Source organism: Sphaerisporangium sp. NPDC005288 (assembly GCF_040607475.1).
Lineage (GTDB): Bacteria > Actinomycetota > Actinomycetes > Streptosporangiales > Streptosporangiaceae > Sphaerisporangium > Sphaerisporangium rhizosphaerae.
Genome location: NZ_JBEXGT010000077.1, coordinates 1 through 19,951, shown reverse-complemented (window position 1 = coordinate 19,951; position 19,951 = coordinate 1). Strand labels below are relative to the sequence as shown.

Below are 19,951 nucleotides of genomic sequence, written 5' to 3'. Positions count from 1 at the left end.
GACGACCCCGAAAGCCGCATCCGCTGGGGCCGCGTCGCCCTGGTCACCGTCGTGTCGGTCGCCTCCGCCGGCGTCATCTGGTCCCTGCTGTTCACCCCCGGAGCCCGCACCGGACGACCCGTCGACGTCGAAGCCGCCGGCGGCACGGTCGTCATCACTCCGGGCGAGTCCCTGCCACCCCTGCTCGACTCCCCGCCGCCTCCCCCCTCTTCCCCGAAGACCACCACGGCACCCACCCCGGCACATAAGGCCACGTCGGCCCGAAAGTCCACGCCCGAGCAGAGGCCCACACCCGGGCAGGCGTCCACGCCCGGGCAGAGCCCTCCGCCGCGGGCCGCCTCGGCATCACCGGCCCCGCCGTTCGTGAGCGTCGCCGGCACCGTGGACGTGGGGTACGCCAGGCACGGCACGGCGTCGATCACCTCCACTTCGGGGACCGTCCGCTGGAGCGCGGCCGGGTCCGCCTACGTCACCGCCTCACCGTCCGGCGGCACCCTCCGCGACGGCGAGCGCGGACGGTTCCGCCTCACCCTCGGCGGCCTGACGCCGGGCACGAGGTCGGACTGCGACCGGCCGCTGAGCACCTACCTCACCATCACCTGGTGGGGGCAGAACAAGGGCGCCGAGGGCTCCGGCAGCGCCACGGTCACCATCGCCTACAAAAAGCCCTGCCCCAAGGGCTCGTAGCCTGTCGCCGAGCAGGCGTGGAACGCTCCCGGTTCGACCTTGCACGACCGGCGACGGTGCCGGCCGAGCCGGCGCGGCGCCGGTCGCAGGCCGAGGCGGAGCCCGGCCGAAGTGGCGTCCAACATAATAGGGATAACCGGGAATTGCGAGGCGTTGACATCGATCGCATATCGCGGCGAAACTTCCTGGGGGGCAGGTGGTGACCCCGGTTGTTTCGAGGTTGTTCCGAGTAGCGTCAATCGATGTGTTGTCCCCTCACCGATGATGGGCAATGCGTAGAGCCTCGTGGCAGTAACCGCTCGTAGCAAAGTACCTGGACGTTGACGGTTCCTTTCGCCTGCCGGGTGTTCTCGCCTGTCCGGGGGCGGAGTTCCGCCGTTCATGCGTCGCCGTCTCGACTCGTTTCCGAAGGCAGGAGGGTGTCGCGGTCGTGGCTGCCGTGGTGCGTCCATAGCCAAATGTCGAGTCGGTCTCGTCCTTTCTCGATGAATCGGAGATTTGATGCGCGTAGCCCTGCTCACCACGACTCAGCATGGTCATCTGAACCCCTATATTCCGGTGGTCAATGCGCTCCAGGCCGCCGGCGGCGAGGTCGCGCTGCTGCTGTTGTCCGCGGACGGTGGTGCGCTCGACGAGCAGCGTCGCCAGGCCTTGGGCAAGGCACAGGTCCACGCGATCGGGCAGGTCCAGATGGCGCCGTGGAGCGGCGACCCGGCGAAGATCGGCCCGATGCTCGAGTCGTCGCCGGTGGCGGAGCAGACGGCCGACACCCTCCGTGCGACGGCGCCGGACTTCGTGCTCGTCGATTCGCTGCCGGTCACGGCGTCGGCGATGGTCGGCGCACAGGCGTCCGGCGTGCCGTACGGGATGATCTGGGCCAACCTGGGCGGAGTATGCCCGGCCAAGCATCGACAAGGCCGCTGGGCGTACGACGAGCAGGTCGGCGACTATCTGACCAGGCACGGGGTGGCGTGGTCGACCCTGACTCATTCGGCGCGTTCGCCGATCCTCAATCTGATGCCGACGATCCCCGCTCTCGTCGGGGAGGACGGGGTCACCGACGACGGTGTGCAGCTGGTCGGGTTGCCCGGTGCGGCGGGGACCCGCGGCGACGAGGTCGCCTTCTCGGGCCTGGATCGCATCGCCCCTGGCCGCCCGGTGGTGTACGTCTCCTTCGGCACGATCTTCTACCGGCGGCCGGACCTGCTGCGCACGGTGATCATCGGGGCGGCGGCGACCGGCGCCCAGGTGATCGCCTCGGTAGGAGATCTCGCCGAGGAGCTCGCGCTGCCCGACGAGGTGCTCACCGCCCCGTATCTGCCGCAACGTGAGGTGCTCGGGCGCGCCGATGTGTTCATCACCCATGGCGGATACAACTCGGTGGCCGAGTCGATCCGGGCGGCCACGCCGATGCTGGTGATCCCGCTGGCCGTCGATCAGCCCATCCAGGCGTACTTCGTGGGCAGCGCGGGCTTCGGGACGGCGTTGGAGCCGGCCGGCGTCACCGAGCAGACGGTCGCCGACGCCGTCGCCGATCTGCTCGATCCAGCCCAGGGCTACCGGGCCCGGCTGCGCGCCGCGCAGCCGGAGTGCGGCGATTCCGCCGCGCGCACGGCCGAGCTGGTCCTCAGCACGGTCGAGACGTTACAGCGAAAGGGGGAGCAGTGACGATCGAACTGCAGCGGCCGGTGGGCGACCCGATCGTGATCGACGATCTCGAGCGCCTCTCGTTCCAGGTTGATCGCCGCGCCTACACCGACGAGGACCTGGCCGCACAGGAGATGACCAGGATCTTCGATCGCTGCTGGTTGTACGTCGGACACGAATCGGAGGTGCCCGGGCCGGGCTCCTACGTGGCACGCGACGTCGGCGGGCGCCCGGTGGTCATGGCGCGCGGGTCCGACGGGGTGGTCCGGGTCTTCGCCAACAGCTGCACCCACCGCGGGGCTCTGATCTGCTCACAGCCGGCCGGGCAGACTCGATCGTTCCGGTGCCCGTACCACGACTGGACCTTCTCCAACCAGGGCGACCTGGTCGGGGTCCCGATCCCGGACGGGTACGGGCCGGGCTTCCGCAAGGCGGACTTCGGCCTGGCACGGCACCGTAGTGACACCTACCGCGGTTTCGTGTTCCTCACCTTCGATCCGGAGCAGCCGCGCACCTTGACCGAGTACCTGGCGGGTGCGACGGAGTACCTCGATCTGATCGACGACCAGTCCGAGGCCGGGATGGAGGTGATCCAAGGCGCGCAACTCCACGGGGCTCGGGCCAACTGGAAGCTCATGATGGAGAACAGCGTCGACATCTACCACTTCCGGGCCCTGCACAAGCGCTACGTGGGCTACATGGAGTCGCTGGGGTCAGTGCCACCGCGACGGCGAGGCGGGTTCGGCCGCGCCCTCGGACTGGGACATGGTGCCAACGAGCTGCCCCCGGCGGCGGCCCGCCCGCTCGCCTACTGGACGCCGATGTTCGGCGAGGAGGTCCGGCCGCGGATCGAGGCGACGGCCGCGCGGTTCGTCGACCGGTTCGGCGCCGAACGCGCCGAACGGATCACCGGCACCAATCGCGCGGTGCTGATCTTCCCCAACCTGATGATCATCGACGCGATCGCGATCACGATCCGCAAGATCGACCCGGTCGGCGCCGGCCAGATGGCCATCACCTCGGTCGCCCTGGCCCCCAAGGACGAGGACCCCGACATCCGGGAACTGCGCAAGAGTCACTACCTGACCTTCCTCGGCCCCGCCGGCTTCGCCACCCCCGACGACATCGAGATCGTCGAGTCGTGCCAGCGGGGTTACCTCAACCGCACGGTCCGCTATTCGGACCTGTCACGCGGCATGAACAAGGAGGTCCCGGAGACGACCGACGAGCTTCCCGCCCGCGAGTTCTGGCGGCAGTGGGACCGGCTGATGCACGGCGACGACGGTCACCTCGAGGTCGCCCACCGGGCCGAGATGCGAGGGGCGGAATCACGATGACCACCGAGCTGACGGTCGACGAAACGGCCCAGGTGCGGCTGTGGCACCAGGTGAGCCGGTTCCTGTTCCGTGAGGCGCGGCTGCTGGACGAGTGGCGCCTGCGCGAGTGGTACGACGAGATGCTGACCGGCGACATCCGCTACTCGGTGCCGGCCACCGACGTCCGCGGCGAGAGCGCCGACGCGCTCGGGCTCATCGACGACGACGCCGCCCGGCTGCGCCAGCGCATCGAACAACTCCTCAACGGCGAGGTGTGGTGCGAGAACCCCCGGTCGCGCACGAACCGGATGATCACCAACGTGGAGATCCTGACCGACCGGGGCACGCACCTCGAGGTGGCGGCGAACCTCGTCGTGTACCGGTTCGGGCACGGGCGCTCTGACGTCTACGTCGGAAAATGCCGGTTCGAGCTCGTGATCGAGGGCGAGTCGTTCAGGATCAGGAGACGGGTCGTGGTGCTCGACCACGAGACGTTGTACGAGCACGGAAAGCTCAGCATCATCCTGTGAGCGGACGGTGACCGCGGCGGGCCCCGGCGGCGCCCCACCCGTCGCCACCGCCCGGCCGCGTCTCCCGCGCGAGGTCTACGTCCTCAGTGTCGTCGGTGGCTGCGTCATGCTGGGCCTGGGGCTGGTGGTCCCGGTGCTCCCGGTGTACGCGGCGACGTTCGGGGCCGGGCCCGCCCAGATCGGAGCGATCGTCGCTCTGTTCGCGTTCCTGCGGCTGGCCACCAGCCCGTTGTGCGGCCGGCTCGGAGTTCGTTTCGGCGAGCGGCGGGTGCTCGTCGCCGGCCTGCTGCTCAGCGCGCTGTCCTCGGCCCTGATGGCGTTCGCCGGGTCCTACGAACAGCTGCTGGCGTTCCGCGGTCTCGGCGGCGTCGGCTCGGTGCTGTTCTCGGTGTCCGCGCTGGCGACCCTGCTCGCGGTCGCGCCGCCCGACCAGCGGGGCAGGGCCGGCGCCGTCTACGAGACGGGCTTCGTGCTCGGCGGGATCTGCGGGCCGGCGGTGGGCGGGCTCCTTGCCTCCATCAACCTGTCCGCGCCGTTCATGGTCTACGCCGTGCTGTTGCTGGCCGCCGCGGCGCTGACCCTGACGGTGCTGCGCACCGGTGGAACCGCCGGCGCGGAGCACGGCCGTGACGTGGTCGGGCTACCGGCGCTGCTGCGGGATCGGCGCTACGTGGTGGCCTGCCTCGCGGCGCTGGCGCAGGGATGGGTCCTGTTCGGCCTGCGCGGCGCACTGGTCCCCGCGGTGGTCGTGGCGTGGGGGCATGACGTGACGTGGGTCGGGTGGGCGTTCACGATATCCACCGTCGTCCAGACGCTGCTGATCGTCCCGGCCGGCCGGGTCGTCGACCGCGCCGGCCGCCGGCCCGCCATGATCGCCGGCACAGGTGTGGCCGCGGCGGCGATCACGGCCCTGGTGTTCGTGGACGACTACGCCTGGCTGGTCGTCCTGCTCAGTGTGTACGCGGCGGGAACGGCGCTGCTCAACGCCGCACCGGCCGCGCTGGTCGGCGACGTCGTCGCCGGCCGGGGCGGCAGCGGCGTCGCCGTCTTCTCGATGTGCATCGATGTCGGCGCCGTGGTCGGACCGGTCCTGGTCGGTCTCATCGCCGAGCGGGTGAGTGTTCCGGCCGCCTTCGGCAGCGGCGCCGCGTTGCTGGCCGTCGCCTTCGTGGCGTCGTGGACGTTGACAACTGTTGGCCAAAACCAAGGAGCTGATCGATGAACCAGCCCTCTGCCCGGCATGAGCAGGGTGAAGCCATGTTCAAGCAGGTCTTCGGCCGCGAGCCGCGTCCGGGTTCCTACCCGGAGTTCCTGCGGATCACCGTCGACCACCTGTTCGGTGAGATCTGGACCCGCCCGCACCTGAGCGTCCACGAGCGCGAACTGGTCGCGCTGACCGCGGTGGCGCTGGCGCGCACCGATTGGGAGCTGCGCGGCCACATCGGTGCCGCCCTGCACCTGGGGATGTCGCGGGAGAAGATCATCGAAGTCATCATCCAGCTCGCCTACTACGGTGGCTGGCCGGTCGCCAACAACGGGCTGCGCGTCGCCCAGGAGGTCTTCGCCGAGTTAGACGGCGACAGCGGGAAGGACGCCGACCATGACCACTGAACCTGCTGCGACCACCGAACCCTCTGCCCTCGACCCGGCCGAGAAGGTCGACCTGTGGCGCCAGCGGTTCTTCGAGGCCCAGGCCGCCGCGGAGGAGTTCGTCCTGGGAGAGCACGGCGAGGAAGGGCTGGCCGCGTGGATCCAGGCCAACTCCCGCATCACCGCCAAGCTCCTGCAGGCGCAACGGCCCGCCGGGGTCTCCGCCACCGATCACTTCATGACCCGGCTTCAGCGTCAGCTGATGCTGTACGACTCGGCGGTGACCAGTGAGCCCCGGCCCTCGGGCACCGTCCTGCGCAACGCCGACTGCGGGATCCTGCGGTACCGCAAACGGGCCGCCCGCGCCGGCGTCGTCCTGACGTTCTCCTCACCGTGCTCCTACTGCCAGGAACTCAACACCGCCATCGCCGCCCGCTACGTGGAACCGGAGGTCACGGTGTCGTGCGAACAGGCGGGCGACGGGTGCACCTGGCGCGCGGAGCCCGCTCAGGCCGAAGGAGAGGACGCGGCCGGGTCACCGCACCGCGGACGGGCCGGCGACTGAACCAGCGGCAGTGCCGTGCGGCCGTCGGCCGGCGATCGGCTGCCCTCGAGCGTCATGCCGAGTTGCCGGCCCACGGCCACGCACATGTCGAGCGCCGCGGTGCGGGTCAGATCCTGGTGACCGCTCTGCGTGAAGCACGCCGAGGCCACGTTCTTGTTCTTCAGGCGCAGGAACCACGGGAACAACGATCCCAGTGCGGGCTCGGTCAGCATCGTGCGCGAGTGCACGATGGTGCCCACCAGCAGGTTGCCGAACGGGCGGTGCGTGGCGTTCATGAAGCTCTTCAGTCGCTCCTGGAAGATCTTCAGCACGGAGGGCACGTTCCCGGCGTACACCGGCATGGCCAGCAGCATCCCCTGCGCGCCCTCGGCCAGATCGACGACGTGCTCGAAGTCGTCGTCGAGGGTGCACCGGCCCACCTCGGGATCAAGGCAGGTGTCCTCGCCTTCGCACATCGCGATGCGGTGGTCGATCAACCGGATCGGCTGGATCCGCGCGTCACCGACCTCGCGGACGACGCCGCTGATCGCCGCCTCGAGCAGGGCGTCGGTCAGCGACGGCAGACGCTTCTGCGTGCAGGACAACGCGACGATCTTCACCTGAGGGCCTCCTCTGTCCGCCCAAGACGGGCACCTGACGAAGCCCCCGTGACCGCGCACTGAGGCAGCCTCAAAATACCCACCTCGGGTGTGCCCGCGGAAGGGGGCCGGCGAAGGCCGGTCCCCCTTCCCAGGTCATGCCAGGCTGTCGAGCCAGGCCCGGTGCAGGTCGGCGTAGCGGCCGGCCTCGCCGATGAGGCGCTGCGGGGGGCCGTCCTCGACGACGCGGCCGGCCTCCATGACCAGCACCCGTTCGGCGATCTCCACCGTGGACAGGCGGTGGGCGATGATCAGGGCGGTGCGCCCGGCCAGGACGGTGCGCAGGGCCCGCTGGACCAGGCGCTCGCTGGGGACGTCCAGACTGGAGGTCGCCTCGTCCAGGATCAGCACGGCCGGGTCGGCCAGGAAGACCCTGGCGAAGGCCACCAGCTGCCGCTGACCGGCCGACATGCGGCCGCCGCGCTTGCCGACCTGGGTCTGGTACCCCTCCGGGAGCGCCGCGATGAACTCGTGCGCGCCGATCGCGCGGGCCGCCTGCTCGATGTCGGCCGGGGTGGCGTCCGGGCGGCCGAACCTGATGTTGTCCGCCACCGTGCCGGTGAACAGGAAGTTCTCCTGCGTCACCATCACCACGGCCCGCCGCAGCGTGGCCTCCTCCAGGTCGCGCAGGTCGACCCCGTCGAGCAGGACGCGCCCGGCCGTCGGGTCGTAGAAGCGGGCGATCAGCTTGGCCACGGTGGTCTTGCCCGCGCCGGTCGCGCCGACCACCGCGACGATCTGCCCAGGAGGGATCGACAGGTCCAGCCGGGGCAGGACCGGCACGCCGTCGATGTAGGAGAACTCGGCGGCCTCGAACCGCACCTCGCCGAGCGGACGCTCCAGCGCGACCGGACGCTCGGGCTCGGCCACGGCGGGCCGCTCCTCCAGCACGCCGGACAGGTTGGACAGCGCCGCGCCGGCCGACTGCAGGGTGTTGTAGAACTGGGAGATCTCCTGCATCGGCTCGTAGAACTGCCGCAGGTACAGCAGGAACGCGGCCAGCACGCCGACGGTGACCGCGTGGTGCAGCGCGAGCCAGCCGCCGTACAGCAGGACCACCGCGACGGTGATGTTGCCGATCAGCTTGATGCCCGGCATGAACACCGCGACCAGGCGCATGCTGCCGGCGTTGGCGTCCCGGTAGCCGGTGTTGAGCTCCTGGAAGATCTCCTGGTTGCGCGGCTCCCTGCGGAACGCCTGGACCGCCCTGATGCCGGTCATCGACTCCACGAAGTGCACGATGACCAGCGCCACCGCCTCACGGGTGCGGCGGTAGACGATGCTGGACTCGCGCCGGAACCACCGGGTGAACAGCAGCAGGATCGGCAGCGGCACCAGGGCGACCGCGCCGAGCGGCAGGTCGAGCACCAGCAGCAGACCCGCGGTGCCGAACAGGGTGAGCACGGCGGTGACGATGCTGTCGAAGCCCGACTGGAGCATCTCGGCGATGGCGTCGATGTCGGAGGTGAGCCGGGCGATGACCCGCCCGGAGGTGTAGCGCTCGTGGAAGGCCAGCGACAGCCGCTGGAAGTGGTCGAAGACGCGGCGGCGCAGCTCCAGCAGGATGTCCTGGCCGATCCGCCCGGAGATCTGCAGGAACGCCTGGCGGGTGAACGCCTGGGTCAGCGTCGCGGCCAGGATCGCCGCGACCGAGGCGACCAGCGTCCCGGCGCCCTGGTGCCGCAGCATCGGCGGGATCCCGGCGTCGATGCCCACCTTCACCAGGTACGGGATCGCCAGGCCGGCCGCGCTGGAGAGCACGATGACCGCGATCAGCGTGGCGATGGCCCTGCGGTGGGGGCGCAGCAGGTCGCCGAGCAGCCGCCGCGACCGCGCCCGCAGCAGCACCGACACCTTGTCGGGCAGGTCCTCCTTCTTCTCCGCGGCGACGCCGCGCCAGCGCCCGGGTTCGACCGGCGCGCCCGCGTTCACGGGGGTCATCGCAGCGCCTCCCGCTGGTCGAGGTCGGCGTCCTGCGCGAGCAGTTCCCGGTACTCCGGGACCGTCGACAGCAGTTCCTGGTGCCGGCCGACATGGGTGATGGTGCCCTCGCGCAGCAGAGCGACCTTGTCGGCGAGCAGCACGGTGGAGGCGCGATGCGCCACCACCAGGCCCGTCGCCTTCGCCAGCACCCCGCGCAGCGCCTGCTCGACCAGAGCCTCGGTCTCGACATCGAGGGCGGACAGGGTGTCGTCCAGCACCAGGATCCTCGGCCGGCTGAGCACCGCGCGGGCCAGCGCAAGCCGTTGCCGCTGGCCGCCCGACAGGGACATGCCCTGCTCGCCGATGCGGGTGTCGAGCCCCCAGGGAAGGTCGTAGGCGAACGTCGCCTGGGCGATCTCCAGCGCCTCGCGCAGTTCGTCGTCGCTCGCCTCGCCCCGGCCGAGGGTGAGGTTCTCCCGCACGCTCATCGAGAACAGCGTCGGCTCCTCGAAGGCGGTGGCGACCACCGACCGCAGCGCCGGCAGTTCCAGGTCGCGGATGTCGCGGCCGTCGATGGTGACCCGGCCCGCGGTGACGTCGGCCAGCCTCGGCACCAGGGCGGTCAGCGTCGTCTTGCCCGAGCCGGTCGCCCCCACGATCGCGACCGTCTCGCCCGGGCGCACCTCCAGCCAGACGTCGCGCAGCACCGGCCGGTCGTCCCCGGCGAACCGGAAGCCGACGCCCTCGAACCGCAGGTGCCCGCGCGGCCGCTCGATCACCTCCACGCCGCCGACGATCTCCGGCTCGGTGTCCAGGACCTCCATGACGCGGTCGGCGGAGGTCATCGCCTCCTGCGCCATGGCCAGGATGTAGCCCAGCGACGCGATCGGCCACACCAGCTGGAGCATCAGCGTGGTGAAGGCCACCAGCGTGCCGAGCGTGAGCGACCCGGCGCCGACGGCCAGCGCGCCCAGCAGGAGCACCATGGCCAGGGTGACGTTGGGGATCACCTCAAGGAAGGTGAAGAAACGCGACGCCAGGCGGACCTTGTCCATCGAGACCCGGTGGACCTTCCGCGCGGCGGCGTCGAACTCGGAGAACACGTGCGGCCTGCGGCCGAACGCCTTGATCGTGCGGATCCCGAGCGCGGCCTCCTCCACGTAGGTGGCGATGTCGCCCTGCATGTCCTGCACGTCGCGGGAGATGCGGCGGTACTTCTTCTCGAACCGCACCGACACCGCGAAGATGGGCACCGCGGCGGCGACGATGAGCAGGCCGAGCGGCCAGTACATCCGCATGAGCAGCACGGTCACCGTGGCCAGCTGCAGGATGTTCATGACCAGGAACAGCAGGCCGAATCCGGAGAACCGCCTGATCGTCGACAGGTCGGTCGTCGCGCGCGACAGAAGCTGGCCCGACTGCCACTCGCCGTGGAAGCTCATCGGCAGCAGTTGCAGGTGCCGGTAGAGGTCGTCGCGGATGGCCGTCTCCAGGCCGAGCACGGCCTTGGTCTGCATCCACCGGCGCAGGAAGGTCAAGAACGCCTCGGTGACGCCGAGGGCGAGGGCGAGCAGTCCGAGCGGGAGCAGGGCGTCGCCGTGGCCGTGGCCGACCGGGCCGTCGATGATGTCCTTGCCGACCAGAGGGATCGCGGTGCTGGTGGCGATGCCGGCGATGGTGGCGAGCCAGATGATGACCAGTCGGGGGACGTAGGGGCGCAGGTAGGGCATGAGCCGCCGCAGTGAGCGGGATCTTGTTCCGCGGCGCTTGTCCGGGGAGTCGGGGGCAGGGCCTGGGTCTGTACCGTCGGAGGGCATGAGGAAGCGGCATTCCTTAGGGGTAGGCGCGATGGACGGGGGCGGAAGGGCGCTCGAGGGGTGTCGCGGCGGCTTCGGGGGCGCGCGTGGGCAGCCATGGCCGCGGGCGTCACCTTCACCCTCCAAGCCTTCTACTCCCCCGAGCAACCGATTTTCGACACGCACGCGATTCCCGGCATCCCGGGCGGGTGGTCCGGTGTTGGCATACCCACTCGGCGGACCCACCCCACTCCGACGCATCGGCGCCGCCCGCGGGCCTGGCGCCGATGCCGGCGGCGATCAGGCCGCCCGTCGACGCGGACCGGTCAGGGGTTGGCGGCCAGGAACAGGTAGGCGGCGCACAGGGCGAGGTGGACGGCGGCCTGCAGGAGGGTGGCACGACCGGGCATGACGGTGAGGATGCCGACGCCGGCGGTGAGGGCGAGCAGCACGATCTGGGTCGCGCCGAGCCCGAGCAGCAGCGGGCCGCCGAGCCAGATCGAGGCCACGGCGATGGCGGGGATGGTCAGGCCGATGCTGGCCATGGCGGAGCCGAGGGCGAGGTTGAGGCTGATCTGGACGCGGTCGCGGCGGGCGTTGCGGGCGGCGGCGAGGGTTTCGGGGAGCAGCACCAGCAACGCGATGACGACGCCGACGACGGCGTGGGGCAGCCCGGCGGCGGCGACGGTGTGCTCGATGGTCCCCGACTCGACCTTGGCCAGGCCGACGACGGCGACGAGCGCGGCCATGAGCAGGGCGAGGCTGATCAGGGGGGCGCCGGCCGCCGGGACCACCGGGCCACCGGAGCCCTTGGGGCCTTCGGGGCGTTTGGAGCCCTGGGAGCCGGCGCCGGGGACGATGGGGGCGGCCGGCGGTTCCCCAGAGGGCGGTTCCCCAGAGGGGCGTTCTCCGGTGGGCGGTTCCCCCGTGGGACGGGCGCCCTCGGGCGCGCGGGCAGGGACCGGCGGGACGGCGGCGGGAGCGGGCGGGGCGGGAGCGGCCGGAGCGGGCGGGGCAGGGCGAGCGGCGGGCGGCGCCGGCGGGGCGGACGGAGCAGGTGCAGCAGATGGGGCGGCAGTCGTGGTGGCGGTGAGGAAGGACTCGCGGTGGCGGACGTTCTGCACGAAAACGAACAACGAGTACAGAACCAGGGACGCCACGGCGGCGAAGGCCAGCTGCGGCGTGGAGAACTCCGGTCCGGGGGCGCTGGTGGTGAAGGCGGGCAGCACCAGGCAGAGGGTCGCCAGAGTGATCACGGTCGCCAGGGCCGCGCCGGTGCCCTCGGGGTTGAAGCGCGCGGTGCGCGAGCGCAGGGTGACGATCAGCAGTGACAGCCCGACGATGCCGTTGCAGGTGATCATCACGGCGGCGAAGACGGTGTCGCGGGCCAGGGCGGCGGTGGCGGGGCCGCCGGAGATCATCAGGGTGATGATGAGTCCGACCTCGATGATGGTGACGGCGACCGCGAGGACCAGCGAGCCGAAAGGCTCTCCGACACGGTGGGCGACCGCCTCGGCGTGGTGGACCGCGGCCAGCACCGAGGCGGCCAGCAGCGCCACGACGACGACCTCCACGACGGCGGGCAGATCGCGCCCCCACACCGCGACGAGTGCGAGGACCGCCACGATCGGCACGATCGCGGCGGTCAGATCCAGCGGCGAGCGGGCGGTCGTGGCCGCGACCGGCGGAGTGTTCACCACGAGCCTCCGTCGATTGAGATGGCCGGTGCACTCCCCCGCCGGCGACCGTACCGCCTGCCATTCTAGGTGTCGTGGTCATCGGCGGCCGCCACGCGCGTGCCCGTGAACTGCGAACTCACCCCCTCACGCCCGGTCCGCCCCGGCCATGACCAAGCGAGCGATGTCCCCTTTGTGAGATCTATCTCGCCGCGCCGGACTCCGTCGCCGCCGCGCGGCCGAGCGTGCGGTCGAAGACGGTCAGCAGGAGGTAGAGCACGCCTGCGGCGAGCATGATCCAGGCGAGGTGGTGCATGCCGCCGGTGTCGGCGCGTCGCCCGAAGGACGCGCCGGCCGCCGAGGAGGCGATCATGGAGCCGATGTAGGCGAAGGTGCGCAGCAGGCCCGCCGAGGAGGCGATGCGCTCGGGGTCGGCCTGGAAGTAGACGGAGTTCTGCAGGGCCAGGCTTATCAGCCCCTGCGGAAGGCCGAAGAGCAGGGACACCAGCAGCAGGGCCCACAGAGGGCTGTGGCCGGTGAGCGTCAGCATCGCCAGGCAGGCGACGATCTGCCCGGCCGCGCCGGCCAGCAGCTTTCCCCGCACGCCCTTGCGTCGCCCGGAGACGATGGAGACGCCGATCGCCAGCAGGAACAAGGGGACCTGCACCAGCCCGGCGTGGAAGGGCGTCAGCCCGTAGCCCTGCTCGGTCCACTGCGTGAAGCCGAACAGGAAGGCGTAGGCGACGAGGTAGGCCACGAGCGCGCGTGCGTAGGTGGCCAGAAGTGGTGCGTTGCCGCCGAGCACCCGCAGGTCGATGAACGGGGTGGCCGCCCGCAGCTCCCGCGCCGCGAACCCGGCCGCCGCGACGGCGGCGATCACCGCAGGTACCACTCGCGCGGGTGCGGGTTCATCAGGAACAGCAGCAGACAGGTGAGCATCGCGGCGAACAGCCCCATGCCGGGCAGGTCCAGCTCGGCAACCGGCCGCCCGCGCCGCGGCGACGTTCCCTCGGCCGGCCGCCCGCGCCGCGGTGACATTTTCTCTGCGGCCGTTTCGGCCGGCCTGGGCAGCCGGCGCGCCCCCAGCAGCACGGCCACGACGGCCAGCGGCACGTTCAGCGCGAAGGTGGCGCGCCAGCCGCCCGCCGCGATCAGCAGGCCGCCCAGCAGCGGGCCGACGACGGCGACGGTCTGGTTGGCGACCGCCAGGGCGGTCAGCACCCAGCCGGGACCGTCCGCACCGGTGCGGTCCGCCTCGCCGCGCACCAGTGCCATCGCGGCGGGATACCCGCCGCAGGTGCCGAACCCGAGCAGGACGCGCGCGACGATCAGCACCCCCAGGTTCGGCGCCAGGGCCCCGATGACACCGGCCACGCCGACGAGGCCGTTGCTGATCAGGAAGAGCCTGCGCGGCCCGAAGATGTCGATGAGCCGGCCCACGACCGGCTGCCCGAGCGAGGTCGCCAGATACAGGGCGGAGACCAGCCACAGGGTCTGCGAGGACGGCGCGCCCAGGGCCGTGCCGATGGGGACGAGCGCGACGGAGATGATCGTCGTATTGATCGGATTCAGCACCGATCCCAGCAGCATCGGCGGCAGCAACCGCCGGTCGAACCCCGGCCGACCGGCCTGTCGCACGGCGTCCTCTGTCCGCCGCGCGTCTCCGGTCTGCCGCACAGTGTCCCCGATCTGCCGCGCGTCCCCGGCTTGTCGGGCGTCTCCGGTCCGTCGCACGGCGTCCGCGGTCTGCGGCATGGCGTCGCTCGTCGGATCAGTCACGGGTAAGCCGCTGGAGGACGGCCATGGCGGCGATCACGGCCTGGCGTTCTTGTTCGGTGCACCTGTCCTGCAACCGGCCGGCGAGCCATTCCGTCCGGGCCTGGCGCCCCTCCTCGACGCGGCGGTGGCCCTCCGCGGTGAGCGTGATCAGCAGGCGCCGCCCGTCGGCGGGGTCGGGGCTCCGCTCCACCAGCCCCATCGCGGCCAGCGATGTGACCGTCGCCGTCATCGACTGGTGGCGCACCCCTTCGGCGGAGGCCAGCTCACTGGCCGTGATGCCCCCCTCGCCGGACAGGCGGGCCAGGACGGAGGCCTGCCCCAAGGTGATGTCCTCGGCCTGGGAGGCGTTCAGGATGCGGCGACGCAGGCGGCTGATGACCGCGCGGATCTCCCGAGACGCCTGAACCGCCGAGGGCGAGGGGCCCGGGTTCTCACTCATGCCGTCCACGCTAAAGCGCACAGTTCAAACTGTCCAGTTTGCCTGTGCAATTTACCTGTACACTTCTGTGCAGATGAGCTGTATGAATGCCCGGCAGGACCGCGCCGCGGCCTTTCGTCGCGGTATTCTCCGGCCCGCCCTTCGGTCGGCGCCCCTTCGTCCCGGCGGTCATCGTCGCGCCTCACGCGGCGCCGGATCGCCTGGCCGGTCGTCGTGGGCCTGCGCCGGCCGGATGCCCGGTGGTGTAGTGCCGCAGCCGGGGGGCGGCCCAGGCGATCGCCGCCACGGTGGTGGTGGTGAGCAGGCCGCCTGCGCAGACCACCATGCGGGGGCCGTACGCCGCGGCGGCGGCCCCGTGCACCAGGTTGGCGATCTGAGGCCCGCCGATGAGCACGACGGTGAGGGCTCCCTGGATTCGGCCGCGCATGGCGTCGTCGGTGTGCGCCTGGGTGATGGCGTTGCGGAAGGCGCTCAGCACACAGTTGGCCGCGCCGCCGAGAACGAGAGCCGCCAGAGCCGCCCACAGACGCGGCGCCAGCCCGAGGAGCACGACGGTCAGGCCCCACACGGCGGCGGCCGCCGCCATGAGGGCGCCCTGGCGGCGGGCGTAGGTGAAGGTGCCCGACAGCAGGCCGGCCGCGCAGACCCCGGCCGGGTAGGCGGCGTACAGCAGGCCCAGTTCCACGCCGCCTCCGGCAGGGCCGCCGTAGGTGTGCCGGGCCAGTTCGGGGAACAGCGCCACCGGCATGCCGAAGACCATCGCCGCCAGATCCACCGCCAGCACCGCCACCAGCAACCGGCCCGCCGCCAGATAGCCGAAGCCCGTCCACACCTGCCCGGCCACCGACCGGTTCCGGCGCCGCGCGCCGTCGGGGGGAGGCGGCAGGGGCGGCAGCGCGGCGACGGCCCACACCACCGCCGTCAGGGCGACGGCGTCGAACAGGTACAACGGGCCGAGCCCGACGAGCGGGATCAGCACGCCGGCCAGCACCGGGCCGCAGATCGCCCCCGCATAGCGCACCAGCGAGCCGAGACTGTTCGCCGCCGGCAGCAACTCGGCCGGGACAAGGCGGGGCACCACGGCGCCCATCGTGGTCATGATCGCCCCGTAGGTCAGCCCCTGGCACGCCACCAGCACCAGCAGGACCGGGATCGAGGTCGCGCCCAGCGCCGCCTGGATCCACAGACCCGCGTACGTCAGCGCCAGCCCGCAATCGGCGGCCAGCAGCAGCCGGCGCAGGTCCATGACGTCGGCCAGGGCGCCGCCCCACAGCGCCGCCACGACCAGGGCGGCGAACGAGACCCCGGCGGCCAGGCCCACGGCCGCCGACGAACCGGTCACCGCGAACAGCTGCGCGGGCACGGCGACCACGCTGAACGAGCCGCCGGCCGCGCAGACCACCGAGGCGGTCCACAGCCGCCGGTAAGGTGCGATGGCCAGCGGGCGCCGGTCGACCGCGCGGAGGCCGAGCGACCGGACCGCCGCGGCGGTCACCGTCCGCTCCCGCCGTCACGGCCGGCCGTGGCGGGGGTCTCCAGCCTGACCACGTCGGCGACCACGCAGGCGATGTTGTCGGGGGCGCCGGCCGCGTACGCCTCGGCGATCAGGGTGTCGAGCACCTGCTCGGGACCGCCGGGGCCGTTCAGCGCCTCGCGCAGCGATGCGGGGGGCACGACGGTGGACAGCCCGTCCGAGCACAGCAGGTACCGGTCCCCGGCCAGGGCTTCGTGCAGCGACAGGTCCGGCTCGGCGGCGCCGGCGCCGGTGAGCGCCCGCACCAGCAGCGATCGCTGCGGGTGTGACACGGCCTCCTCGGCGGTGAGCCTGCCCTCCTCGACCAGCGAGCGCACGTAGGTGTGGTCCTGGGTGATCTGGAACAGCTCCCCGCCGCGCACCAGGTAGGCCCGGGTGTCGCCGATGTGCACCAGCGCCAGCCGGGACCCCGACCACAGCAACGCGGTCAGCGTGGTGACCACCTGGCCCGAGGGCGTGGAGGCGGCGATGTCCTTGAGAGCGCGTTCGGCGTCCTCGATGGCGTCGGCGAGCGCGCCGAGCAGATCCTCCGCCGGTACGGCCAGGGTCTCCAGCGGCTTGAGCGCCTCGACGGCCGCCGCGCTCGCGCGGTCACCGCCCGGGCCGCGGACGCCGTCGGCCACCGCCAGCAGCCGGGCGCCGGCGTAGGCGGTGTCCTCGTTGCTCGTGCGCACCGGTCCCGACTCCGACCGGGCGGCGTATCGGATGCCCAGCATGGTCGCGGCGTCCTCCACGGCGCTGCCCCTTCCCGACAGGTAGTCGACGAGGAAGGTGGCAAGGCGCCCGCGGGCGACGGTCTCGGCCCGCACCTGGTCCCAGTAGCGGGCGACCTCCTCGGCCGCCGCGGGCGCGGGCAGGTCGCACACCCGGCGGATGCGGGCCAGCGGCATGCCCACCCGGCGCAGCCAGGCGATCAGCCGGGCCCGCTCGAGCTGCGCCTGATCGTAGAACCGGTATCCCGACTCGCCGTCGACCGCGGCCGGCCGCAGCAGGCCGAGCTCGTCGTACAGGCGCAGCGCCTTCGGTGACAGCCGGGCGGCCCGGGCGAACGCCCCGATCGTCAGCAGCTCCCCCACCAGTCCTCCTCGTCCCGGCCACCGCGGCCGGCGCCGACGATGCTGTGGCTTCACCCAGGGGAAAGGTCAACACCGCGCCACCGTTCCGGCCGGCGCTCGCGCGGTCAGGTGGGGCGGGCGCGCAGGTGGGCGCGTTCGCCCTGCGGGCCGAACAGGGCGAGCAGCTCGACGGGCTGGTCGTCGGCCGGGCCCATCCAGTGCGGGAGATGGGTGTCGAACTCGGCCACCTCGCCCGGTTTGAGCACCAGATCGCGCTCGCCCAGCAGCAGCCGCAGGCGGCCGTCCAGGACGTAGAGCCACTCATACCCCTCGTGCGTCTGCGTGACGGGCTCGGCGGCGTCGCACCGTGGCGGAATGACCAGTTTGTGCGCCTGCACCCCGCCGACCCGGCGGGTCAGCGGCACGATCGTCATGCCGTGGCGGCGCACCGGGCGCAGATGCACCCGCGGGTCGCCGGTCTGCGGCGCGCCGACCAGCTCGTCGAGGGGAACCCCGTACGCGCGGGCGAGCGGGAGCAGCAGCTCCAGGTTCGGCCGCCGGGTGCCGCTCTCCAGCCGCGACAGGGTGCTCTCGGAGATGCCGGTGGTGCGTGACAGCTCCGCCAGCGTGAGGCCGCGCCCTTTGCGCAGCTCGCGCAGCTTCGGGCCGATCGCCGCCAGGACGTCCTTCAGCTCTCCCATGGCCCCACCTTGCCGAAACGGCACGACGAATTGCAACCGGCGCGGAGGCGGGGCCACCATCGAGCCCACGTCCGGCCGCCCGCGCGGGTCCCCTTCGCGGCGTCCCGCGCCCCACCATCGAGAAAGGCAGCCTCATGCACCACGACACGCCCGGCGCCGGCCGCACCGGCGAGGCCGGAGACTTCTGGGAGAACCTCTACAGCGGCCGCGAGCAGGTGTGGAAGGGCGATCCCAACCCCCTGCTGGCCGAGACGGCGCGGGGCCTGGCGCCCGGCGCCGCGCTGGACCTGGGGTGCGGCGAGGGCGGGGACGCCGTCTGGCTGGCCACCCGCGGGTGGCGGGTGACCGCCGTCGACATCTCCCCGACCGCTCTGCGCCGCACCGCCGCCCACGCGGCCACCGCCGGCGTCGCCGACCGCGTCACCACCGAGCGGCACGACCTGGCCCGCAGCTTCCCCACCGGCGCGTTCGACCTCGTCAACGCCCAGTATCTGCAGACGCCGTTCGAGTTCCCCCGCCCGCGGGTCCTCCACCAGGCCGCGAACGCGCTGTCGCCCGGCGGGCTCCTGCTCATCGTCGACCACGGCTCGGCACGCCCCTGGGCCTGGAACCCCGATTTCGACGCCCATTTCCCGGCACCCGAGGACATCGCCGGGGAGATCGGCCTGGACCCCGAACGCTGGCGCCCCGAACGCCTCGACCGTCCCCAGCGCGAGGCCACCGGCCCGGACGGCCAGACGGCCACCGTCACCGACACCGTCATCACCATCCGCCGCCTGACCCCCTGACTCTCCCCCGCCTCCTCCCTCCCTGACCTTCCGGCGGCCCCACGGCCAGGCGGCCCCCCGGTACCCACCGGTGGCGATCTTGCACGGATGACCGCCGGTCGCCCGCCCCCGTCGGAGGACGACCGGCGCACGCCTCGACCGCCGTCCGTCCCCCCGGACGGACATGCGGCCGGCGCTCCTGCCACCGAACTCTCGCTGTGCCGGCTTTCGCGGGGACCGGCGGCGAAGGCGCCCTGGTGCCGACCACCGCAGGGCGAGGAAGAGGCCCCCGCCCGTCGGGCGCCGCCCGGCGTCACCGGATACGGCGCCCGCCTCCGACCGGTCGCACCGGCCCCGCTCTCGGCGGCGCGGAGACGGACGACGGACGGCGGACCGCCACGAGGGTGACGGCGGGGGTCGGCGGACGGCGGATCGCCATCGGGGTGACGGTGGCGGACGGCACGCGCGACCTCTCGGGATGCCGATTGCCCCTGCCGCCTCCCGGTCCTGCCCAACCCCGCCGGAGGCCACCGCCTCGCGCTCCGGGTGAACGCCGGTGGACACCGCCGGTTCGCGAGCCGGGTGGACGCCATGCGGGTCCGAGGAGGATGTGCTTCATACCGTCCCTCGCGTTGTCTGCTGCTCTGATGCTTGCCATGTCGTGCAGTGTCAGGAACAAGCCGCCACACCCGGCGCCCGTCTGGGAAGGCGGGACGGGGCGCACCGTCCCCCGTGGAAGACCTGCCCGCCCGATCACGGGTGCTCTTCCCGGCGCCCTCCTTCCTGTGGGCCCGGGGCGAAGTGCATCCGCTGTACGCGCGGGGCAGAGCCCGTCCCGCTATGGTGCGGGGGCGGGGCTCGTCCCGCCGCTCGCGCTCTGGGCGCCGTCAGCTGCCTTCCTGTACCTGGAAGATCTCGTCGGCGACCAGCCCGTGCGCCGCGCGGTGCACCGCGGCGGCCGCCTCGGCCGAGGGCGCCTCGACCAGGCAGAAGATCCTGCCCTGCCCCTCGTCGACCCAGTACCGCAGATAGCTGACGTCGTGCCCCGCCTGCTGCTGCAGATCGGCCTTGTGCGCCTGGGCGACGTCGGCCATCGCGACGCCCCCGGCGATGGTGTGCACATCCATGTAGAGCGGCATTCCGGCCTCCTGTCTCGTGGTGAGTCCCGCCAACCGTAGGGACCGGGGCCGCGGGGCCGGATGGGGAGCGGTTCCCTATGTTGCGCCGCGTGCTCCCCAGATTTCCGCCGCGCCGCCACGCGCCCCCGGCGTGCGGCCACGCGGGCCCGGCGTCCGGGCCGATCCGCCG

The 19,951-nt window shown here is 72.2% G+C and carries 18 protein-coding genes and 1 pseudogene; 8 read left to right on the top strand and 11 right to left on the bottom strand.

What is annotated here, in order from left to right; all coding sequences use genetic code 11:
• The 7 genes and pseudogenes from ABZU32_RS39450 to ABZU32_RS39420 form a co-directional block, all read left to right on the top strand.
• Positions 1-687 (top strand): annotated as a pseudogene (locus ABZU32_RS39450) (hypothetical protein); the annotation flags it as partial.
• A 501-nt stretch (positions 688-1,188) separates the two neighbouring features.
• Positions 1,189-2,355 (top strand): glycosyltransferase, encoded by a 1,167-nt coding sequence (locus tag ABZU32_RS39445; protein ID WP_354931551.1) that lies wholly within the window; start codon positions 1,189-1,191, stop codon positions 2,353-2,355.
• Complete coding sequence (locus tag ABZU32_RS39440) at positions 2,352-3,671, top strand: aromatic ring-hydroxylating dioxygenase subunit alpha (RefSeq protein WP_354931548.1); 1,320 nt, start codon at positions 2,352-2,354, stop codon at positions 3,669-3,671. Before ABZU32_RS39445 ends, ABZU32_RS39440 begins: the two co-directional genes overlap by 4 nt.
• The gene (locus tag ABZU32_RS39435; protein ID WP_354931545.1) at positions 3,668-4,180 is read left to right on the top strand and encodes an aromatic-ring-hydroxylating dioxygenase subunit beta; all 513 of its coding nucleotides are present in this window, start codon (positions 3,668-3,670) and stop codon (positions 4,178-4,180) included. The genes ABZU32_RS39440 and ABZU32_RS39435 overlap by 4 nt, the downstream gene beginning before the upstream one ends.
• Before the next feature lie 7 nt (positions 4,181-4,187).
• The gene (locus tag ABZU32_RS39430) at positions 4,188-5,402 is read left to right on the top strand and encodes an MFS transporter (RefSeq protein ID WP_354931542.1); all 1,215 of its coding nucleotides are present in this window, start codon (positions 4,188-4,190) and stop codon (positions 5,400-5,402) included.
• Entirely contained in the window at positions 5,399-5,791 is a 393-nt protein-coding gene (locus ABZU32_RS39425) for a carboxymuconolactone decarboxylase family protein (RefSeq protein WP_354852562.1), read from the top strand. The genes ABZU32_RS39430 and ABZU32_RS39425 overlap by 4 nt, the downstream gene beginning before the upstream one ends.
• Positions 5,781-6,335: a hypothetical protein gene (locus ABZU32_RS39420; RefSeq protein ID WP_354931539.1), complete on the top strand. Its 555-nt coding sequence runs from the start codon at positions 5,781-5,783 to the stop codon at positions 6,333-6,335. The genes ABZU32_RS39425 and ABZU32_RS39420 overlap by 11 nt, the downstream gene beginning before the upstream one ends.
• On the opposite strand, the gene ABZU32_RS39415 is transcribed toward ABZU32_RS39420, so the two are convergent.
• The 10 genes from ABZU32_RS39415 to ABZU32_RS39370 form a co-directional block, all read right to left on the bottom strand.
• The gene (locus tag ABZU32_RS39415) at positions 6,278-6,934 is read right to left on the bottom strand and encodes an NAD(P)H-dependent oxidoreductase (protein WP_354852565.1); all 657 of its coding nucleotides are present in this window, start codon (positions 6,932-6,934) and stop codon (positions 6,278-6,280) included. The two genes, ABZU32_RS39420 and ABZU32_RS39415, sit on opposite strands and share 58 nt — an antisense overlap.
• A 135-nt stretch (positions 6,935-7,069) precedes the next feature.
• A complete protein-coding gene (locus tag ABZU32_RS39410) occupies positions 7,070-8,914 on the bottom strand; it encodes an ABC transporter ATP-binding protein (protein ID WP_354931536.1) in 1,845 nt (614 codons plus the stop codon).
• Entirely contained in the window at positions 8,911-10,626 is a 1,716-nt protein-coding gene (locus tag ABZU32_RS39405) for an ABC transporter ATP-binding protein (protein WP_354931533.1), read from the bottom strand. The genes ABZU32_RS39410 and ABZU32_RS39405 overlap by 4 nt, the downstream gene beginning before the upstream one ends.
• Before the next feature lie 392 nt (positions 10,627-11,018).
• Positions 11,019-12,389 carry a hypothetical protein gene (locus ABZU32_RS39400; RefSeq protein WP_354931530.1) on the bottom strand — a complete coding sequence of 457 codons (1,371 nt, stop codon included), beginning with the start codon at positions 12,387-12,389 and terminating at the stop codon, positions 11,019-11,021.
• Between the two features lie 181 nt (positions 12,390-12,570).
• Positions 12,571-13,248 carry an MFS transporter gene (locus tag ABZU32_RS39395; protein WP_354931527.1) on the bottom strand — a complete coding sequence of 226 codons (678 nt, stop codon included), beginning with the start codon at positions 13,246-13,248 and terminating at the stop codon, positions 12,571-12,573.
• The gene (locus tag ABZU32_RS39390; RefSeq protein ID WP_354931524.1) at positions 13,245-14,006 is read right to left on the bottom strand and encodes an MFS transporter; all 762 of its coding nucleotides are present in this window, start codon (positions 14,004-14,006) and stop codon (positions 13,245-13,247) included. Before ABZU32_RS39390 ends, ABZU32_RS39395 begins: the two co-directional genes overlap by 4 nt.
• 133 nt (positions 14,007-14,139) lie before the next feature.
• On the bottom strand, positions 14,140-14,586 hold the full coding sequence (locus tag ABZU32_RS39385) for a MarR family transcriptional regulator (protein WP_354931521.1): 447 nt from the start codon (positions 14,584-14,586) through the stop codon (positions 14,140-14,142).
• Positions 14,587-14,767: 181 nt separating this feature from the next.
• Complete coding sequence (locus ABZU32_RS39380) at positions 14,768-16,081, bottom strand: MFS transporter (RefSeq protein WP_354931518.1); 1,314 nt, start codon at positions 16,079-16,081, stop codon at positions 14,768-14,770.
• On the bottom strand, positions 16,078-17,196 hold the full coding sequence (locus ABZU32_RS39375; protein WP_354931515.1) for a MerR family transcriptional regulator: 1,119 nt from the start codon (positions 17,194-17,196) through the stop codon (positions 16,078-16,080). The genes ABZU32_RS39380 and ABZU32_RS39375 overlap by 4 nt, the downstream gene beginning before the upstream one ends.
• A gap of 104 nt (positions 17,197-17,300) precedes the next feature.
• Positions 17,301-17,876, bottom strand: coding sequence for a helix-turn-helix domain-containing protein (locus tag ABZU32_RS39370; protein ID WP_354931512.1), 576 nt, complete (start codon positions 17,874-17,876; stop codon positions 17,301-17,303).
• 134 nt (positions 17,877-18,010) lie between these two features.
• Here ABZU32_RS39370 and ABZU32_RS39365 point away from each other — a divergent pair, with 134 nt between their 5' ends.
• Positions 18,011-18,664, top strand: a complete 654-nt coding sequence (locus tag ABZU32_RS39365) for a class I SAM-dependent methyltransferase (protein ID WP_354931509.1) — start codon at positions 18,011-18,013, stop codon at positions 18,662-18,664.
• An 866-nt stretch (positions 18,665-19,530) separates the two neighbouring features.
• Here ABZU32_RS39365 and ABZU32_RS39360 read toward each other — a convergent pair.
• On the bottom strand, positions 19,531-19,782 hold the full coding sequence (locus ABZU32_RS39360; RefSeq protein WP_354852583.1) for a DUF4242 domain-containing protein: 252 nt from the start codon (positions 19,780-19,782) through the stop codon (positions 19,531-19,533).
• Positions 19,783-19,951 lie beyond the last annotated feature (169 nt).